Source organism: Gemmatimonadota bacterium (assembly GCA_009841265.1).
In the GTDB taxonomy this organism is placed as follows: Bacteria; JAAXHH01; JAAXHH01; order JAAXHH01; family JAAXHH01; genus JAAXHH01.
On the sequence record VXMB01000009.1, the window covers coordinates 1,246,947 to 1,262,435 of the forward strand.

Annotated in this window: 12 protein-coding genes; 7 read left to right on the top strand and 5 right to left on the bottom strand. The window is 63.9% G+C overall.

Translation table 11 applies throughout. From position 1 onward, the window contains the following. Positions 1–10: 10 nt before the first annotated feature. Positions 11–1,273 carry an aminopeptidase P family protein gene (locus F4X08_10290; GenBank protein MYD26190.1) on the bottom strand — a complete coding sequence of 421 codons (1,263 nt, stop codon included), beginning with the start codon at positions 1,271–1,273 and terminating at the stop codon, positions 11–13. Between the two features lie 296 nt (positions 1,274–1,569). Here F4X08_10290 and hisH point away from each other — a divergent pair, with 296 nt between their 5' ends. The 3 genes from hisH to F4X08_10305 are packed head-to-tail and all read left to right on the top strand — an operon-like array spanning position 1,570 to position 4,674. Continuing rightward, on the top strand, positions 1,570–2,190 hold the full coding sequence (gene hisH / locus F4X08_10295) for an imidazole glycerol phosphate synthase subunit HisH (GenBank protein ID MYD26191.1): 621 nt from the start codon (positions 1,570–1,572) through the stop codon (positions 2,188–2,190). After that, positions 2,184–2,960 carry an imidazole glycerol phosphate synthase subunit HisF gene (gene hisF / locus F4X08_10300; protein MYD26192.1) on the top strand — a complete coding sequence of 259 codons (777 nt, stop codon included), beginning with the start codon at positions 2,184–2,186 and terminating at the stop codon, positions 2,958–2,960. Before hisH ends, hisF begins: the two co-directional genes overlap by 7 nt. A gap of 16 nt (positions 2,961–2,976) precedes the next feature. Further along, positions 2,977–4,674, top strand: a complete 1,698-nt coding sequence (locus F4X08_10305) for a D-aminoacylase (GenBank protein MYD26193.1) — start codon at positions 2,977–2,979, stop codon at positions 4,672–4,674. A 65-nt stretch (positions 4,675–4,739) separates the two neighbouring features. Here the strand turns inward: F4X08_10305 and F4X08_10310 are convergent, their stop codons facing one another. Next, on the bottom strand, positions 4,740–5,327 hold the full coding sequence (locus tag F4X08_10310; protein MYD26194.1) for a carbonic anhydrase: 588 nt from the start codon (positions 5,325–5,327) through the stop codon (positions 4,740–4,742). A 131-nt stretch (positions 5,328–5,458) separates the two neighbouring features. On the opposite strand from F4X08_10310, the gene F4X08_10315 reads away from it, so the two are divergent. Beyond that, positions 5,459–9,391 carry a hypothetical protein gene (locus F4X08_10315; protein ID MYD26195.1) on the top strand — a complete coding sequence of 1,311 codons (3,933 nt, stop codon included), beginning with the start codon at positions 5,459–5,461 and terminating at the stop codon, positions 9,389–9,391. A 68-nt stretch (positions 9,392–9,459) separates the two neighbouring features. Here F4X08_10315 and F4X08_10320 read toward each other — a convergent pair whose 3' ends face one another. Next, positions 9,460–10,815 carry a divalent metal cation transporter gene (locus F4X08_10320; GenBank protein ID MYD26196.1) on the bottom strand — a complete coding sequence of 452 codons (1,356 nt, stop codon included), beginning with the start codon at positions 10,813–10,815 and terminating at the stop codon, positions 9,460–9,462. A 58-nt stretch (positions 10,816–10,873) separates the two neighbouring features. Next, the gene (locus F4X08_10325) at positions 10,874–11,140 is read right to left on the bottom strand and encodes a hypothetical protein (GenBank protein ID MYD26197.1); all 267 of its coding nucleotides are present in this window, start codon (positions 11,138–11,140) and stop codon (positions 10,874–10,876) included. A 342-nt stretch (positions 11,141–11,482) separates the two neighbouring features. On the opposite strand from F4X08_10325, the gene F4X08_10330 reads away from it, so the two are divergent. From F4X08_10330 to F4X08_10340, 3 genes are all read left to right on the top strand, one after another. Further along, complete coding sequence (locus F4X08_10330; protein ID MYD26198.1) at positions 11,483–12,925, top strand: adenosylhomocysteinase; 1,443 nt, start codon at positions 11,483–11,485, stop codon at positions 12,923–12,925. Positions 12,926–12,990: 65 nt separating this feature from the next. Beyond that, on the top strand, positions 12,991–13,524 hold the full coding sequence (locus F4X08_10335) for a GNAT family N-acetyltransferase (protein MYD26199.1): 534 nt from the start codon (positions 12,991–12,993) through the stop codon (positions 13,522–13,524). Positions 13,525–13,527: 3 nt separating this feature from the next. Further along, positions 13,528–14,760, top strand: coding sequence for a DegT/DnrJ/EryC1/StrS family aminotransferase (locus F4X08_10340; GenBank protein ID MYD26200.1), 1,233 nt, complete (start codon positions 13,528–13,530; stop codon positions 14,758–14,760). Between the two features lie 53 nt (positions 14,761–14,813). On the opposite strand, the gene F4X08_10345 is transcribed toward F4X08_10340, so the two are convergent. Next, on the bottom strand, positions 14,814–15,452 hold the full coding sequence (locus F4X08_10345; protein MYD26201.1) for an MBL fold metallo-hydrolase: 639 nt from the start codon (positions 15,450–15,452) through the stop codon (positions 14,814–14,816). Positions 15,453–15,489 lie beyond the last annotated feature (37 nt).

Genomic DNA, 15,489 nt, shown 5'->3' on the forward strand with positions numbered 1-15,489 from the left:
CTGTTCCGCCCTACTCCTGCCCCGACGCGTCCAGGGGAAACACCGGTCCGTCCCGCCGCTGCTCCGTGAGAGGACGTGATCCGCTTGCCGTCACGACGACAGACTGTTCCAGGTGCAGGGATCCGACCCCGGCCAGGCTCAGCGGCGCTTCCACGTTGAGCACCATGTCTTCTTCGATGGGCAGATCGGAAGGGACGTCTACGCAGTCGTCCGAGATCCTCAGGCCGGTGTCCAGCGACAGGACGGGATAGTCCCGCACTTCCATGCCGACCCCGTGGCCATGGGGGTACATGGCAAAACCCGCTTCGTCGACGACCTCCTGCATGGCCGCCTGTACCGTCGAGGATTTAACACCGGGCCGAATCGCGGCCAGGCCGGCGTCCATGGACGCGCGGAGCGTGTCGAACCGGGCCTGCATGTCGACCGACAGCGGCCGCATGGCAAAGGTGGTCCCGGTATCCGAATAGCAGGACCGGTACCGGCATCCCCAATCCACGTATTCCACGTCGGACTCGCCGAGGATGAAGTCCGGCTCCGTCGCGATGCCGAGTCCGTGGACCCCGAAGGCGAAGTGGTCCAGATCCGCCCCCCGGGCACCCAGTTCCGCCCTGAACCGGTGGACGACTTCCTGCACGTTGTCTCCCGGCCTCGCCTGCTCCATGGCCGTCATGGCCGCCGTTTCGCTGATCTCGGCCGCCCGTGTGAGCCGGTCGATCTCGTCCCGGGTCTTGACCATGCGAATCAGCCGGATGAGGTTGGAGCAGTCCAGCAGCCGGGCATCGGGAAGGGCTTCCTTCAGCTGCCGGTACCGGTCGGCGGTCAGGCCGTCGGTCTCCACGCCCAGCGTGCCCGTGGCAAGTCCCCGGTCGCTCAGAGCTCCTACGAGGGCCTTGGTGGTCGTAGTGTAGTCCGGTGTGCCCTGCAGGAGGTGGTAAATACGGTCCATCCGGTCGGACAACGGCCTCGGCGGTAGGGACCAGTCGAGCCCGGAATCGCCGCTGATCCGCAGGTCCTTCACCCACAGGTCTACGCCGTTGACGGCCAGCATCGCGCCGGTCACCGCCAGCGCGGGATCGCCCTCGAGGGGAAACAGGGCGTACCCCTGCGACAGATCCGCCGATGCGCCGGGCCGGACCATGTACGACTTCATGAGCCCGTCGATCCAGATGAAGTAGTCCGTGAAATAGGTGATATTCACGGGCGAAGTCGCGATCAGTCCGTCGAGTCCGCGATCCCGCATGTATGCCCTGGCCCGCGTGGCATTGAAGAGCATCTTGGTCTCGATTCCGCAGGATGGATTTCGGTGCGATGGATCCGCCGTTTGCGCCTTCGGTCAGGCGCGGCGGCGGCGTTGTGAAAAAGCACCAAGCCAGTATAGAAACGCCACCCGGCGATGTCAACGACCGAATCCTCTTCCAGGGCCGTCCCCGGCGTGCCCGCAAAGCTATCTTTCCCTTGACAAAACAGGCGCAATCGGATTACTAGGGACATGCGGCCAACATGCGCCAGGATCGTATTCCGTCCCACCTGACCACCCCGTAGAATGTACGTTCAAATGATCCACATTTAATGATTCACATCGTTGACTACGACGCCGGGAATCAGACCTCGGTGAAAAGAGCGCTGGATCACCTGGGCGTGGCTTCGGTCATCACGTCGGATTCAGAGGAACTGGTCCGGGCGGAGCGTATCGTCTTTCCCGGGGTGGGGCATGCCCATTCCGCCCTCGAGACGCTGCGTAAACGGGGGCTCGACGAAGCGCTCATATCGGCCGCCGATCGGGGGACGCCAATCCTGGGGATCTGCGTGGGCTGCCAGATCCTGCTGTCGGGTTCCGAGGAAACCGATCTGCCGTGCCTGGACCTGATCGGCGGCCGGTGCCTCAGGTTCCGGCCGGACGACGACGCCCTGAAGGTACCGCACATGGGGTGGAACGCACTAAGGGTCGACCGCGCGCACCCCGTGCTCCGTCACGTTAGGCCGGGCGACGAAGTCTATTTCGTACATTCCTTCTACCCCGCTCCCGACGATGAGCGGGACGTGCTGGCGAGGAGCCGGTACGGCGTGGAGTTCGCGGCCGTCATCGGCCGGCGCAATATCGTGGCGGCCCAGTTTCACGTGGAGAAAAGCGGTCCCGTGGGCTTGAAGATGCTGGGCGAATTCGCGCGCTGGGACGGGAATCCATGCTGAGCAAGCGGCTCATTTCCTGCCTGGACGTGCGCGACGGCCGGCTGGTCAAAAGCGTCCGGTTCGTCAACACGAAGGACATCGGCGATCCGGTCTCCGCGGCGCGGCGGTACTACGAAGCCGGCCTGGACGAACTCGTCTTCTACGACATCACGGCATCCAGCGACCAGCGCGCCATCATGCTCGACGTGGTGGAGGAGGTTGCCCGGCAGGTGTTCATCCCCTTCTCGGTGGGCGGCGGACTCCGGTCGGTCGAAGACTGCCGAAAGGTACTGGAAGCCGGCGCGGAAAAGGTCAATCTGAATACGGCGGCCGTCGGCAATCCCGGGGTCATCTCCGAGGCGGCCGACGCCTTCGGGGTCCAGGCCGTGGTGCTGTCCATGGACATCAGGGCGGCCGGTTCCGGATCCCTGCCGTCCGGCTACGAGATTGTGACCCACGGAGGCCGGCGCGTCACCGGCATGGACGCCCTCGAATGGGCGCGCCGCGGCGAGGTCCTCGGCGCCGGCGAGATCGTCGTCAATTCCATCGACGCGGACGGCACGCTCGAAGGCTACGAGTTGAAACTCACGCGGATGATCGCTGACAACGTGGGCATCCCGGTCATCGCCTCGGGCGGCGGCGGCCGGCCGGAACACCTGTACGACGCCCTTACGGAAGGCGGGGCCGACGCGGCCCTGGTGGCCTCCATGCTGCACTACGGCCACTATACGGTGGATTCCATTAAGCAGCATCTTCACGATCAGGGTCTGAAGATCCGGATGACCAACTAACGAAAAGAGCGCAATCATGGATTGGTCCAGACGCAACTTTCTCAGGAGAACAAGCCTGGCGGGCGCCGGCGCGGCCGTCGGCGGCCTGTCCACGATACTGGACGGCTGTGCGATCGCCCAGCGTTACGACGTGATCATCCGAGGGGGACAGGTCATCGACGGGACGGGCGCAGCACCCGTGGTCGCCGATATAGCCATCGAGGGAGACCGGATCGTCCAGATCGGTCCGGTCCAGGGTTCCAGCAGGAATACGATAGACGCCACCGGCAAGATCGTCTGCCCTGGATTCATCGATATCCATTCCCACACTGACCTATCGCTCCTGGTCGATCCCAGGGCCGAAAGCAAGATCCGGCAGGGCGTGACCACGGAGGTGGCCGGCCAGGACGGTTCTTCGCTGGCCCCGCTGACGGACGCGCGGCTCAGGTCGATGCAGGACGGCTATGGACGGCGTTACGGCGTGGACATAGGATGGACGGATTTCACGGGGCTTTTCAATACCCTCGAACAGCAGGGCATCGGTCTCAATTTCATCTCGCTCGCGGGCCAGGGCACCATACGCGGATACGTCGTGGGGTACGAGAACGTGCCGGCCAGCGCGCGCCAGGTCGATGCGATGAAGGACCTCGTGGACCAGGCCATGTCGGAAGGGGCCTGGGGCCTTTCGTCCGGACTCGAATACACGCCCGGCAGTTTTGCCGATGAGGATGAGATTTCCGAACTCGGCCGGGTGGCGGCGGGCTACAGCAGATTCTACGCGACCCACATGCGCAACGAGGACGATTTCCTCGTGGAAGCCGTGCGCGAAGCGATCAGCACCGCGCGGAAAGCCGAGATCGCGCTCCAGATCGCCCACTTCAAGGCTTCGGGCAGGCGGAACCGTGACAAGGTCGCGGTATGCTTCGACATGATTGAACAGGCGATCGGCGAGGGGATGGACATCACCCTCGACAGGTATCCCTACATCGCCTACGCCACGACGCTGCAGAACCTGTTTCCGACCCGCTTCCGCGCGGGCGGCGCCGAGGCGTTCGTCAACCGACTCCAGTCACCGGACGTCCTGCCCGCCATGAGACGGGCGGCCGTCGACAAGGTCGACATGCTGGGGGACTGGAGCGCCGTCATGATCACCTCGGTCGGCAGGGCGGAAAACCAGGACTACGTGGGCCGGCGGGTATCGGAGATCGTCGCGCGAAGCGGTCAGGATCCCTTCGAGTTCGTGCGGGAACTGCTCATCGCGGAGAACGGGAGCGTGGGCATGGTCGGGTTCGGCATGAGCGAGGAGGAGATCACTTCCGTACTGACCCATCCGCTGGTCATGGTCGCCTCGGACGGCGGGGCCGCAGCCGTCTCCGGCCCGTTGAGCGAAACCACGCCCCATCCCCGGTACTACGGGACTTTTCCCAGGGTGCTCGGCAAGTACTGCCGCGATGAGGGACTGTTCGACCTGCCCACCGCCGTGCACAAGATGACCGGACAGCCGGCCCAGCGGTTGGGACTCGCCGACCGTGGCAGGATCGACGTAGGCCTGGTCGCCGATCTCGTGGTGTTCGATCCGGACACGGTCATCGACCGGGCCGACTTCATGAACCCCCATCAGTACGCGCAGGGCATCGAAAGCGTCCTGGTAAACGGCGCGGTTGTCATTGATGGTGGGGAACACACCGGCGCGCTGCCGGGCAAGGTATTGCGGAAGCAGGCGGGATCGGTCTGAGTGCCTGCGGCGGGGATGCCCGTCCGCCATTCGTTCGGCTTAATCGGTGTCCGAAGAAAACGGCATCATCCGCGATCTACGTTCAGGTCCACGATCCTGCCGCTACGCAGGTCGAAGACCCAGCCATGCACCTGCAGGCCGGTCTCGCGGATCGACGCCTGCACTTCGGGAAACTCAAGGATGTTCGCGCACTGCGCGCGGACGCTGTGTTCGACCAGGCGGTCGCAGCGGTCCGTCGCATCGGGGAGGGCTTCCAGTTCCGACTGATGGCGCCGGGAAACCGCTCTCAGGTTCTCAAGCCAGGGCTCGAGCGAGCCGAGGTCTTCCGACTGCAGCACCGCCTTTACTGCGCCGCAGTCGTAGTGGCCGCACACCACGACATGTCCGACTTTGAGATGCTCGACCCCGTAGATGACGGCGGAACCCGTGTTCGGGTCCCCGGGGGCGACCAGGTTGCCCACGTTGCGGTGGACGAAGACCTCACCCGGTCCGGCGCCCATGAAGGCTTCGGGCATCACCCGGCTGTCCGCGCATCCGATGTAGAGAATACCCGGCTGCTGCGGCCGCGACAGCCGGTCGAGATAGCCGGGATCGGAACCCAGCCTTCTTTTGATCCAGTGCTCGTTCTGTTCGAAAATGCGGGCCGGATTCATGGACTTGGCCGTGGGATTCCTGGTAGGAGAAAGTGCGTTTTCCGGTTTCGTATGAAAAGTGGTCCTCGCCATCGTAGCCAGGACCTCCTTAGACCGTGCTTAGCGCTTGAAATGGTATAGCACAGTATAGTATGCCGATCATGTTGCGTCAACACGGACCGGTCCGGAGATTCGAAATGAACGAACACGCCAGCGACGCCGCGAGTCCCGACGACACGAGACCGGACGCCGATTCACCGGACGCCGATTCACCGGACGCCTCGAAACCACCCTTCTCCATAGGCATCGACGTCGGCGGGACGTTTACGGATTTTGTCGTGGTGGAAGGCGATTCCGCGCCGCGCTACTTCAAGACGGCGTCGACGCCCCAGGCGCCGTCCAATGCGGTGATGAACGGACTCGGCGACATCGCCGAATCCCACGGCCTCTCCGCGGCCGAACTGATGTCCCGGACCCGGCTGTTCATTCACGGCACCACCGTCGCGACCAACACGCTCCTGGAGCGCAAGGGCGCCCGGGTCGGACTGATCACCACCGAGGGTTTCCGGGACCTGCTGGCGCTCCGGGAAGGGCTGAAAGAAGACCGGTACAATCTGAGGATGACCCCTGTCGAGCCCCTGGTTCCGCGGCCCCTGCGGCATACGTTGGCGGAACGAATCCGCTCCGACGGTACCGTCGAAGCGCCTGTGGATAATGAGGCGCTGGACGGGATACTGGATGAACTCGCGCGGGCCGGCGTGGAATCCGTCGCCGTCTGCCTGGTTTTCTCCTACCTGAACCCGATGCACGAACGGCTCATCGGCGAACGTATCCGGCAGCGGCACCCGGAACTGTACCTCTCGCTCTCCTCCGAGATCCTGCCCCAGATCAAGGAATACGACCGCCTGAGTACCACGGCCGTGAACGCCTACGTGGGTCCGGTCTACGCCAGGTATCTCGAACGCATGAAGGAGGAAGCGTCCGGTTTGGGTCTCGCGAGCGACATCCTCACGATGACATCCAACGGAGGGGTAACGCCGCTGGACGTCGCGGCGAGGCAGGCCGTGCAGGCTATACTCTCCGGACCGGCCGGAGGGGTCAGCGGGGCCGTCGCCTACGGCCGACTGATCGGCGAAGGCGATCTCATCGGATTCGACATGGGCGGAACGAGCACGGATATCTCGGTGATCGAAGCCGGCGATCCCCAGGTCTCCGGGGAACACTACGAAGGGGGATGGAAGATCGCCGTGCCGATGATCGATCTCCATACGCTGGGCGCGGGCGGCGGGAGCATCGCGCGGGTGGACGACGGAGGAACCCTGCACGTCGGACCCCAGAGCGCCGGGGCCGATCCCGGTCCGGCCTGTTACGGCCGGGGCGGCGATCAGCCCACGGTTACGGACGCGAACCTGGTCCTGGGCTACCTCGATCCCGGGAATTTCCTGGGCGGACGGAACCCCCTGTTTCCCGATCTGTCTGAACGGGCGGTACAGCACTCCGTTGCCGAACCACTCGGGCTGTCCACGGTGGACGCGGCCCTCGGCATCCTCGACGTGGTGACCACGGCCATGGCCGAAGGCATCCGACTATTGACCGTGCGCCGGGGTGGAGATCCCCGGCATTATTCCCTGCTGGCCTTCGGCGGAGCGGCCGGTTTACACGTGGGTCAGGTCGCCCGGAAGACGGGTATCGGCAAAGTCTACCTGCCCTCGGCAGCCCCAGTGCTGTCGGCCTACGGCATGCTCGCGTCCGACCTCCGGTACGACTTCGCCCAGTCATTCACGGACAGCCTGGACGTGGTCGATCTCGACAAAGTAAGACGCCTGACGGACCGGATGGCCGGCCAGGGCATCGCCCGGCTCAGGAACCAGGGACTGGCGGACGAGGACATCGCCACCCGGTTCACGGCGGACATGCGCTACCTGGACCAGATCTACGAGGTGAACGTGACCGTCCCGGACCTTGCGATGGACGACGGTGCGATACGACGTGCGTGGGCTTCGCTCTTTCACGAACGGTACCAGACCCTGTATTCCTACCATCAGCTCGACCAGGAGATCCGCCTGGTCACGCTGCGCGCCACGGTAACCGGGAAACTGCCGTCTGTCGACCTGCCCGTTAAGGAACGGATCGACGGGACCGGGAACACCCGAAAGGGCACGCGGCGGGTCTATACCGGAACCTGGACCGAAGCCGACGTCTACGCGGCGGACGACCTCGCGCCCGGCACCGCGATCGATGGACCGGCCATCGTCGAGTCCGATTTCACCACCGTGCTCGTCGAGGAAGGCGACCGCCTCGAAGTCGATCCCTACGGCGGGATGGTCCTGGCCGTTTCGCCGGCGGCGCTCGACGCGCGTGAAGCGTCGGATGCGCTAGTGTCGGATTCGTCGGATGCGCTGGATGCGCTGGACGCTCCGGAAGCGCCCGACACGCCCGACGCGGACTTGGCCAGATCGGATCCGATCACTCATTCGGTCGTCGCCCACCGCCTGGAATCGATCGCCCGCGAGATGGCGGATGTCATGATCCGCACGTCCATGTCGCAGATCCTGAACTCCAGCCGGGACTTCTCCACCACGATCCTCGACGCAACGGGGCAACTCGTGGCGCAGGGCGAAGGCATTCCGGTGCATATCAGCGCACTGCCGCCGTCGGTCGAAGCAGTGCGCGAATACTTCGGCGACGACATCAATGAGGGTGACCTGTTCATTCTGAACGACCCCTATTTCGGCGGCAGCCATCTGCCGGACATCACGGCGATCTACCCCGTGTTCCGCGACGGGGACCTGCGCTTCTTCGCCGTAAACCGGGCCCATCACAGCGACATCGGCGGAGGAACCCACGGCGGCTACAACCCCTCGGCCAGCGAATTGTACCACGAAGGCCTTCGCATTCCGCCCGTGCGGCTCTATGAAGCGGGCCGGCCCAGAGAGGACCTGCTGCACATGCTGGCAGTCAACGTGCGCCACGCGGAGAACTTCACCGGCGACCTGCACGCCCAGATCGGATCGGTACAGATCGCCGCGCGCCGGCTGCAGGCGCTGCTCGATGATTACGGCGCCGATGGCCTGATGGCGTCCGTCGAAGCCATCCTGGACAGCGCGGAACGGCGGATCCGGCAACTCATCGGCGGCTGGAAGGACGGCGTATACTTCGGGGAGACACTGCTGGACGACGACGGGTTCGACGCCGAGTCGATCCCCATCCGGGCAAAGGTCACCGTCCAGGACGACCAAATGATCATTGATCTGAGCGAATCGAGTCCCCAGGTCACCGGGTTCATCAACAGCGCCTATGCCAACACGCGCTCGCTGGCCCACGTCGCCATCATGTACATGGCGCCGTCCGACGTACCCAAGAACGAGGGATCCATGCGGCCGGTGAAGGTCATCGCGCCCAGGGGCCTGATCGTGAATCCGAACCCGCCGGCGCCGGTGTGCATGAGCACCAACCACTGCGGGGAGGAGATCGTCGAGGCCGTCTTCAAGGCGCTGGCCCCGGTAGCGCCGGATGCCGTGAACGCCGGGTTCTCCCGGAGGCTTCGATTCGCGATTACCGGACGCAATCCGCGCACGGGGAACCGGTTCATATGGCATTTCTTCTTCGGGCGGGGCGGTGGGGGCGCCTCCCGGGGGTACGACGGCTGGTCCTGCGTGGGCGAAGTCAACGTGGCCGGGGCGATCCGCAGCCCCAGCGTGGAGATCACCGAGGAACGCTTCCCCTTCAAGATCGTACGGAACGACCTGCGGCCGGGCTCGGGCGGCGACGGCACGTGGCGGGGCGGACTGGGCGCCGTGTTCGAAATGGTCTACGAGGGGGACGAGCCGGCGAAACTGAACATGGCGGGCGACGGCGTCGTCAACCCGCCCTTCGGGCTCTTTGGCGGTGCGCCGGGTCTGCCGCACCGGTACAAGGTGATGTCCAACGGCAAAGAGCGGATGCTGAAATCGAAGGAAACCGAAGTGCCCATTCTCCCCGGAGACCGCATCATCGCCCTGTCCGCCGGCGGAGGTGGCTACGGACCGCCCGGATCGCGGGACCCCGACAGCCGTTCACGCGACCGGGAATCGGGTCTGGATTGATCGGGCCACGCTCCCGCACGGGCCACGCCCGCGATCAGGATTCCGGCCTGGACTGACAGGCGCCCGGCCTAGAACCTTACCCACACCGCATAGATCGCGAAAGCCGCCATGATCAGCGTGGCGGCCGTCAGCGCCACCATCAGGAGGCGAGACGGGGGAACGCCCGCTTCCTTCGCCGTCGTCCGGCTGAAGTACAGCGCCGCCCACCCGATGGCCGGCAAGAGGATCGTCTGCATCAGCGCGCCAATGATCACCATGGTGACCGGCGCGGACCACAGGACGTAGAGGACGAGGTACACCAGGGGCAGCAGGACGCCGATGATACGCACGACGCGCTGCCGGTCGTTCGGTCGCGCATAGGTCACCAGGCCGAGCACCGAAAGGGCGTCCGCCAGCATGCGCGATTGTCCCACGATGGTGACGAAATAGGTCGAAAAGAGGACCACGAAGGCGCCTACGCCGAACAGGTAGAACGCCCAGTTGCCCAGCGTCTCGGTGTACATCCCGGAGAGGATCTGCACGGTGCCGAATCCCTCGGGCACCATCCCCTGGGCGTGGAGCACGGCCGCACCGAGAAAGAAGAAGGCGAGCGTGGCCAGCGTGTAGATAACCATGCACAGCCACACGTCCTTCTTCATCACGCCGATCCATCCCAGGGCGCGCGCCCGCCAGTCCGGACTGTCGTCCCGGGGCCCGGCCGACCGGGCATATCCCTTTTCCACGCACCAGTACGGGTAGAGCAGGAGTTCGGAAGCGCCGACGCCGGTGATGCCGAAGACGGCGAAGGCCGTAACGGCCCCGTCCGACGGCAGGGCGAAACGCAGTCCGTCCAGGATCACGCCGGGCGATACGGCATAAGGAGTCCAGAACAAGAGCAGCGCGCTGGCCAGCGTGGTGAAGGTAAAGAGAGCGACCAGGATGGTGGTAATACGTTCCAGCGTCATGTACTGGCCGACGAGACCGAGCCCCATGCCGACCAGGGTGAGTATGATCAGCCAGGACGTGTTTCCGAAAACCGGAAAGATCAGGTCCAGCGACAGGCTCATCGTACCGAAAATGCCCCCGACCTGCATCGTGCTCCAGAGCAGGAGGAACAGGCTTCCCCACACGAGCCATGAAACCCGCAGGCGCGGTCCCGGCACTTTGTTGAATGCGACGAAAGTGGTCTGGCCCGTGGCGATGGCATGGCGGCCGAGTTCGCTCTGCACCGGCACCTTGACGGCACAGCTCAGGAGAATGAGCCAGAGCACCACGAATCCGACCTCGGCGCCGAGCCGCGTAGTGGCGATGAGTTCGCCGGATCCCACGATGGAACCGGTCAACAGCAGGCCCGGCCCCAACTGGCGGATCGTCGACCAGCGGTCGGTGGGCGGTTTTCTCACATGTTCGGGGAGCAGCGCGTAAGGGTCGTATTCACGGGACATGCGGATGCCTGTGCGGGGTGTTAGATGAGACTGGCGGTTCGGCGCCGCGCGGTGCCGTTCAGGATGCGTCCGCCTCGGTGGAAAGGGGAATCGCTTCGTCGATCAGCATGATGGGGATCTCTTCCCGGATGGGATAGAGGTATTTGCCGTCGGCCCGTATCAACCCGCCGTCGATGGGCTCCGTCACCTTCTCGCCTCCCCGGTTGACGAGATTGCCCGCCTTGATCATCTCATTGATGGTTGCGACTTCTGAATCGGATGCGAGACGGACCTCTTCCTTGGTTTCCGGGCAGGCCAGTATGTCCAGCAAATCCTGGTCGATCATGCTTCCCTCCGCGTCCGATGCCTTGTGCCGCCGCGTCCGATGCCCTGTGCCGCCGCGTCGATTGTCCTTTGGCGTCCCGCGTGTCTGAATGTTGTGGTCGGGACAGACTATAAGACGCGCGGGAAGCGCGATCAAGCGATTTCTCAGGCGACGCCGATTGCCAGTAAGGCCGGACCGGCCACGGTGCGGGCCGGAACGGGCCGTCCTGGACGAACGCCGGAACCGGCCGGCAGCGGTCAATGTGGTTGTTGCGTTCAAGGCGATTATCTCGTATAATATGTGCGATTTTCAGAACGAGTTTTTACGACCGCAGCCCTTTAACGGAATCCAAGGAGTACATACATGGCGCAGGAATTGCCGACCACCATCGAATTGCCCGACTATTCCGGCCTGCCTTACAAGGTGGCCGACCTGTCTGAGGCGGAACTGGGACACCGTGAAATCGCCATCGCCGAACAGGAGATGCCCGGGCTGATGGCCGTCCGCGAGAAATACGCCCGCGAACAGCCGTTGCGGGACACGCGGATCATGGGTTCCCTACACATGACGATCCAGACCGCCGTGCTCATCCAGACACTCAGGTCCCTCGGCGCCGAGATTCGGTGGGCTTCCTGCAACATCTTCTCGACCCAGGACCACGCGGCGGCCGCCATCGCGGACGACGGCGTTCCCGTCTTCGCGTGGAAAGGAGAAAGCCTGGAGGAATACTGGGCCTGCACGCTGCAGGCACTGACCTTCGAAGGCGAGACCGGCCCCACGCAGATCGTTGACGACGGCGGCGATGCCACGCTCCTCATACACCGCGGCGTGGAGGCGGAGGACGACCCCTCCATCCTGGATGAACCCACGGACAACCGGGAACTGCAGATCATTAACGAAATACTCCGGCGGCAGTTGGACCGCAACCCGCGATTCTGGCACGATATGAGCGCGAACATACGCGGCGTCTCCGAAGAGACGACCACGGGCGTCCACAGGCTGTACCAGATGATGGAGGATGGCAAGCTCCTGTTCCCGGCCATCAACGTCAACGATTCGGTGACCAAGTCCAAGTTCGACAATCTCTACGGCTGCCGTGAATCGCTCGCGGACGGTCTCAAGCGCGCCCTGGACGTCATGGTCGCCGGGAAGACGGTCGTCGTCTGCGGATACGGCGACGTGGGCAAGGGATGCGCCCAGTCGATGCGGGGATTCGGCGCGCGCGTGGTGATCACGGAGATCGATCCCATCTGCGCGCTTCAGGCCGCCATGGAAGGCTACGAGGTGACCACCATCGAGGACGTGCTGGACCAGGGCCAGATCTTCGTTACGACTACGGGGAACCGGGACATCATCCGCGTCGAACACATGGAGCACATGCAGGACCAGGCCATCGTCTGCAACATCGGGCACTTCGACAACGAAATCCAGGTGGACGCGCTGAACGAATTTCCGGGTATCGTGAAGCAGGCCATCAAGCCCCAGGTGGACAAGTATGTATTCCCCGACGGCCGCGCCGTTTTCCTGCTCGCGGAGGGGAGACTGGTGAACCTGGGATGCGCCACGGGTCACCCTTCCTTTGTCATGTCCAGTTCCTTCACCAACCAGGTGATTGCGCAGATCGAGCTGCGGCTCAACGAACACGAAACCGGCGTGACGACCTTGCCGAAACACCTGGACGAGGAGGTGGCCAGGCTGCACCTGCAGAAACTGGGCGTGAAGCTGACCCGGTTGTCCCGGAACCAGGCGGATTACATCGGCGTCCCCATCGAAGGCCCCTACAAACCCGAACATTACCGATACTGACGGGCAAGGGGGGCGTGGACCATCAGCCTTCCCCGTGAAGTCGCGGGGGATGTCCACCGTTCTCGATGAAAAACTTCAGTTTGTTTTTTGCCACTCTCAGGAATCGATTCAAGGTCGAGGACGTCCCGTTTCAATTTCGCAACCCGGGCGTGCTTGTGGACGGGGATCTGCGGTTGCGGCTCCACGGGACGCTGCAGGGCGACGCGCGGCGCGGCATCGTTCCCGAGTACATCTTCGACATGGTGCGTGCGGACAGCCCGGACAAACCGGACCACCCGGCCACCGTGATGGGAAGGCTGACCTTGCGCATAGGCAACACGGAGCACATCGAAAAGTACGCCGGCCATATCGGATACTCCGTGGACCCGCCCTATCGAGGCCGGCGGCTGGCGGCCCGCAGCTGCCTGCTCATCCTGCCGCTCGCCCTGGCACACGGGATCAACCCGCTCTGGATCACCTGCAATCCGGAGAACGCAGCGTCCAGAAGGACCTGCGAGATCATCGGTTCCACGCTGGTGGAGACCGTCCCGATTCCCCCGAGCGATCCGCTCTACCGGTGGGACACGAAGTGGAAGTGCCGGTACCGGGTGGATCTTTAGCCCATGTTAGCCCTCCACGGCGGATCGCCCTACCGGGATACGGAGTCCCGCCCCTTTCCCGCCCGGACGCCGTTCGGTGACGAAGAAGTACGACTCGTCACGAAGGCGCTGCGGTCCCAGAACCTCTTTCGGTGGGGCGGCGAACTCACTCCGCTGTTCGAAAGCCGTTTCGCCGAAACCTACGGTGCGAAGCACGCCACCGGATCCACGTCGGGGACCGCAGCCCTGCATGTCGCCATCGGCGCGGTAAACCCGGAACCCGGGGACGAGATCATCACGAGCGCGATCACCGACCTGGGTACGATCATCCCGATCCTGTACCAGAACGCCGTGCCGGTCTTCGCGGACACGGATCCGGAGACGCTTACCGTGGACCCTGAGGACGTCGAACGGCTCATCACCCCCCGGACGCGGGCGATCATCGCCATACACCTCTTCGGCAACGCCTGCCGGATGGAGGCCCTGGCGGAGATCTCGCGCCGCAAGGGGATCACGCTCATCGAGGACTGCTGCCAGGCTCACCTGACGCGTTACCGGGGACGGCTGCTGGGCACCTTCGGGGACATCGGCTGCTTCAGTTTCCAGCAGTCGAAGCACATGACCACCGGGGACGGCGGCATGACCATCACGGACGACGACGCCCTGAGCCGGTGCATGCGGAGCTTCGCGGACAAGCACTACGACCGGGATCGGGCGGGATCGCGCATGTACGGACCGCTGGGCATGAATTTCCGAATCACGGAACTTCATTCCGCGGTGGGACTGGCCCAGCTGGAAAAAGTCGACCGGGTCGTTGCATCGAGGAACCGGCTTGGAGGCCGGCTGTCAGAGGGGATCCAGCATCTCGACGGCATCGTGCCGGCGCCGGTAACACCGGGCGCAACGCACAGTTACTGGTCCTACCCGATGCGGGTCACCGGGTATTCGAATGAGACTTTTGCCAGGGCGTTGAACGCCGAAGGAATCGGGGCGAGCGCCGGGTACATCGGCGATCCGATTTTCCAGTGTTCGGCGGCGCTCGCGGACCACCGGACCTACGGAGACTCTCGTTTCCCCTTCTACAGCCCGTACACGGACCGCACCTTCGAGCATGCGGACGAACTGTGTCCGAGGACCCGCGAATTGCTCGGACAACTCGTGATGCTCTCCTTCAACGAACAATATACCGACGGGGATATCGACGACGTGGCCGGCGCGGTGCGAAAGGTCGCATCGGCGCTGGAACAGGTGCGTTGATCCGGATCTCACGGGGCGACCCGGATCGAGCGATGATCGGATCTCGCGGTGATCTACGGGATGTTGTGCTGCACCTTGTAGGCGAGCCAGTTTTCCTTGAGATGCAGGAAATCCGCGAAGGTGGGCTGCAGGATGAACGGATTGTGGTTTCGTTCGTAACCGATGGTCGAAGTAGGCTTTACACCGAAGTCATGACCCGGGTAGACCCCAATTTCGTCGTCCAGTTCCATCAGGCGCCGCAGGCTGTCGTATTCCTTCCGCGCTTCTTCTTCGGTGGCCGTGCCTCCCACCTTGCCCACGAAGAGCGTGTCCCCGGTAATCAGCTTGTCTTCCGTTAGGAGGCACATGCCGTCCTCGCAGTGGCCGGGGGTGTGGATCACGGCCAGCTCTAGTTCACCCAGCCTGAAGATCTCCCCATCCGTGACTTCGATATCGTAGAAATACTCCGCGTCCCGGTACATCACCACGTCGAGGCCCAGTTCCTCGATCAGGTGGTCGTTGCCGTTCACGTGGTCATGGTGGGAATGCGTGCAGATGATGCAGGCCAGCTCCACGTCCAGCTCGCCCGCGCGGTGTATGTAGTATTCGGGCCGGTAGGAGGGGTCGACCGCCGCCGCCTTCCGGGTTTTCTCGTCGGCCACCAGGTAACCGAAGTTCCGGTCGCCCCCGTTCTCGATCTGTTCGAATATCATCCTCGTCCCTTTCGAATCGACCATGTCCCTCGATTAT

Coding starts and splice junctions, on each gene's coding strand:
- F4X08_10310 (MYD26194.1), bottom strand. CDS start 5,327: ATGAATCCGGCCCGCATTTTCGAACAGAACGAGCACTGGATCAAAAGA.
- hisH (MYD26191.1), top strand. CDS start 1,570: ATGATTCACATCGTTGACTACGACGCCGGGAATCAGACCTCGGTGAAA.
- F4X08_10325 (MYD26197.1), bottom strand. CDS start 11,140: ATGATCGACCAGGATTTGCTGGACATACTGGCCTGCCCGGAAACCAAG.
- F4X08_10315 (MYD26195.1), top strand. CDS start 5,459: ATGCCGATCATGTTGCGTCAACACGGACCGGTCCGGAGATTCGAAATG.
- F4X08_10305 (MYD26193.1), top strand. CDS start 2,977: ATGGATTGGTCCAGACGCAACTTTCTCAGGAGAACAAGCCTGGCGGGC.
- hisF (MYD26192.1), top strand. CDS start 2,184: ATGCTGAGCAAGCGGCTCATTTCCTGCCTGGACGTGCGCGACGGCCGG.
- F4X08_10330 (MYD26198.1), top strand. CDS start 11,483: ATGGCGCAGGAATTGCCGACCACCATCGAATTGCCCGACTATTCCGGC.
- F4X08_10345 (MYD26201.1), bottom strand. CDS start 15,452: ATGATATTCGAACAGATCGAGAACGGGGGCGACCGGAACTTCGGTTAC.
- F4X08_10320 (MYD26196.1), bottom strand. CDS start 10,815: ATGTCCCGTGAATACGACCCTTACGCGCTGCTCCCCGAACATGTGAGA.
- F4X08_10290 (MYD26190.1), bottom strand. CDS start 1,273: ATGCTCTTCAATGCCACGCGGGCCAGGGCATACATGCGGGATCGCGGA.
- F4X08_10335 (MYD26199.1), top strand. CDS start 12,991: ATGAAAAACTTCAGTTTGTTTTTTGCCACTCTCAGGAATCGATTCAAG.
- F4X08_10340 (MYD26200.1), top strand. CDS start 13,528: ATGTTAGCCCTCCACGGCGGATCGCCCTACCGGGATACGGAGTCCCGC.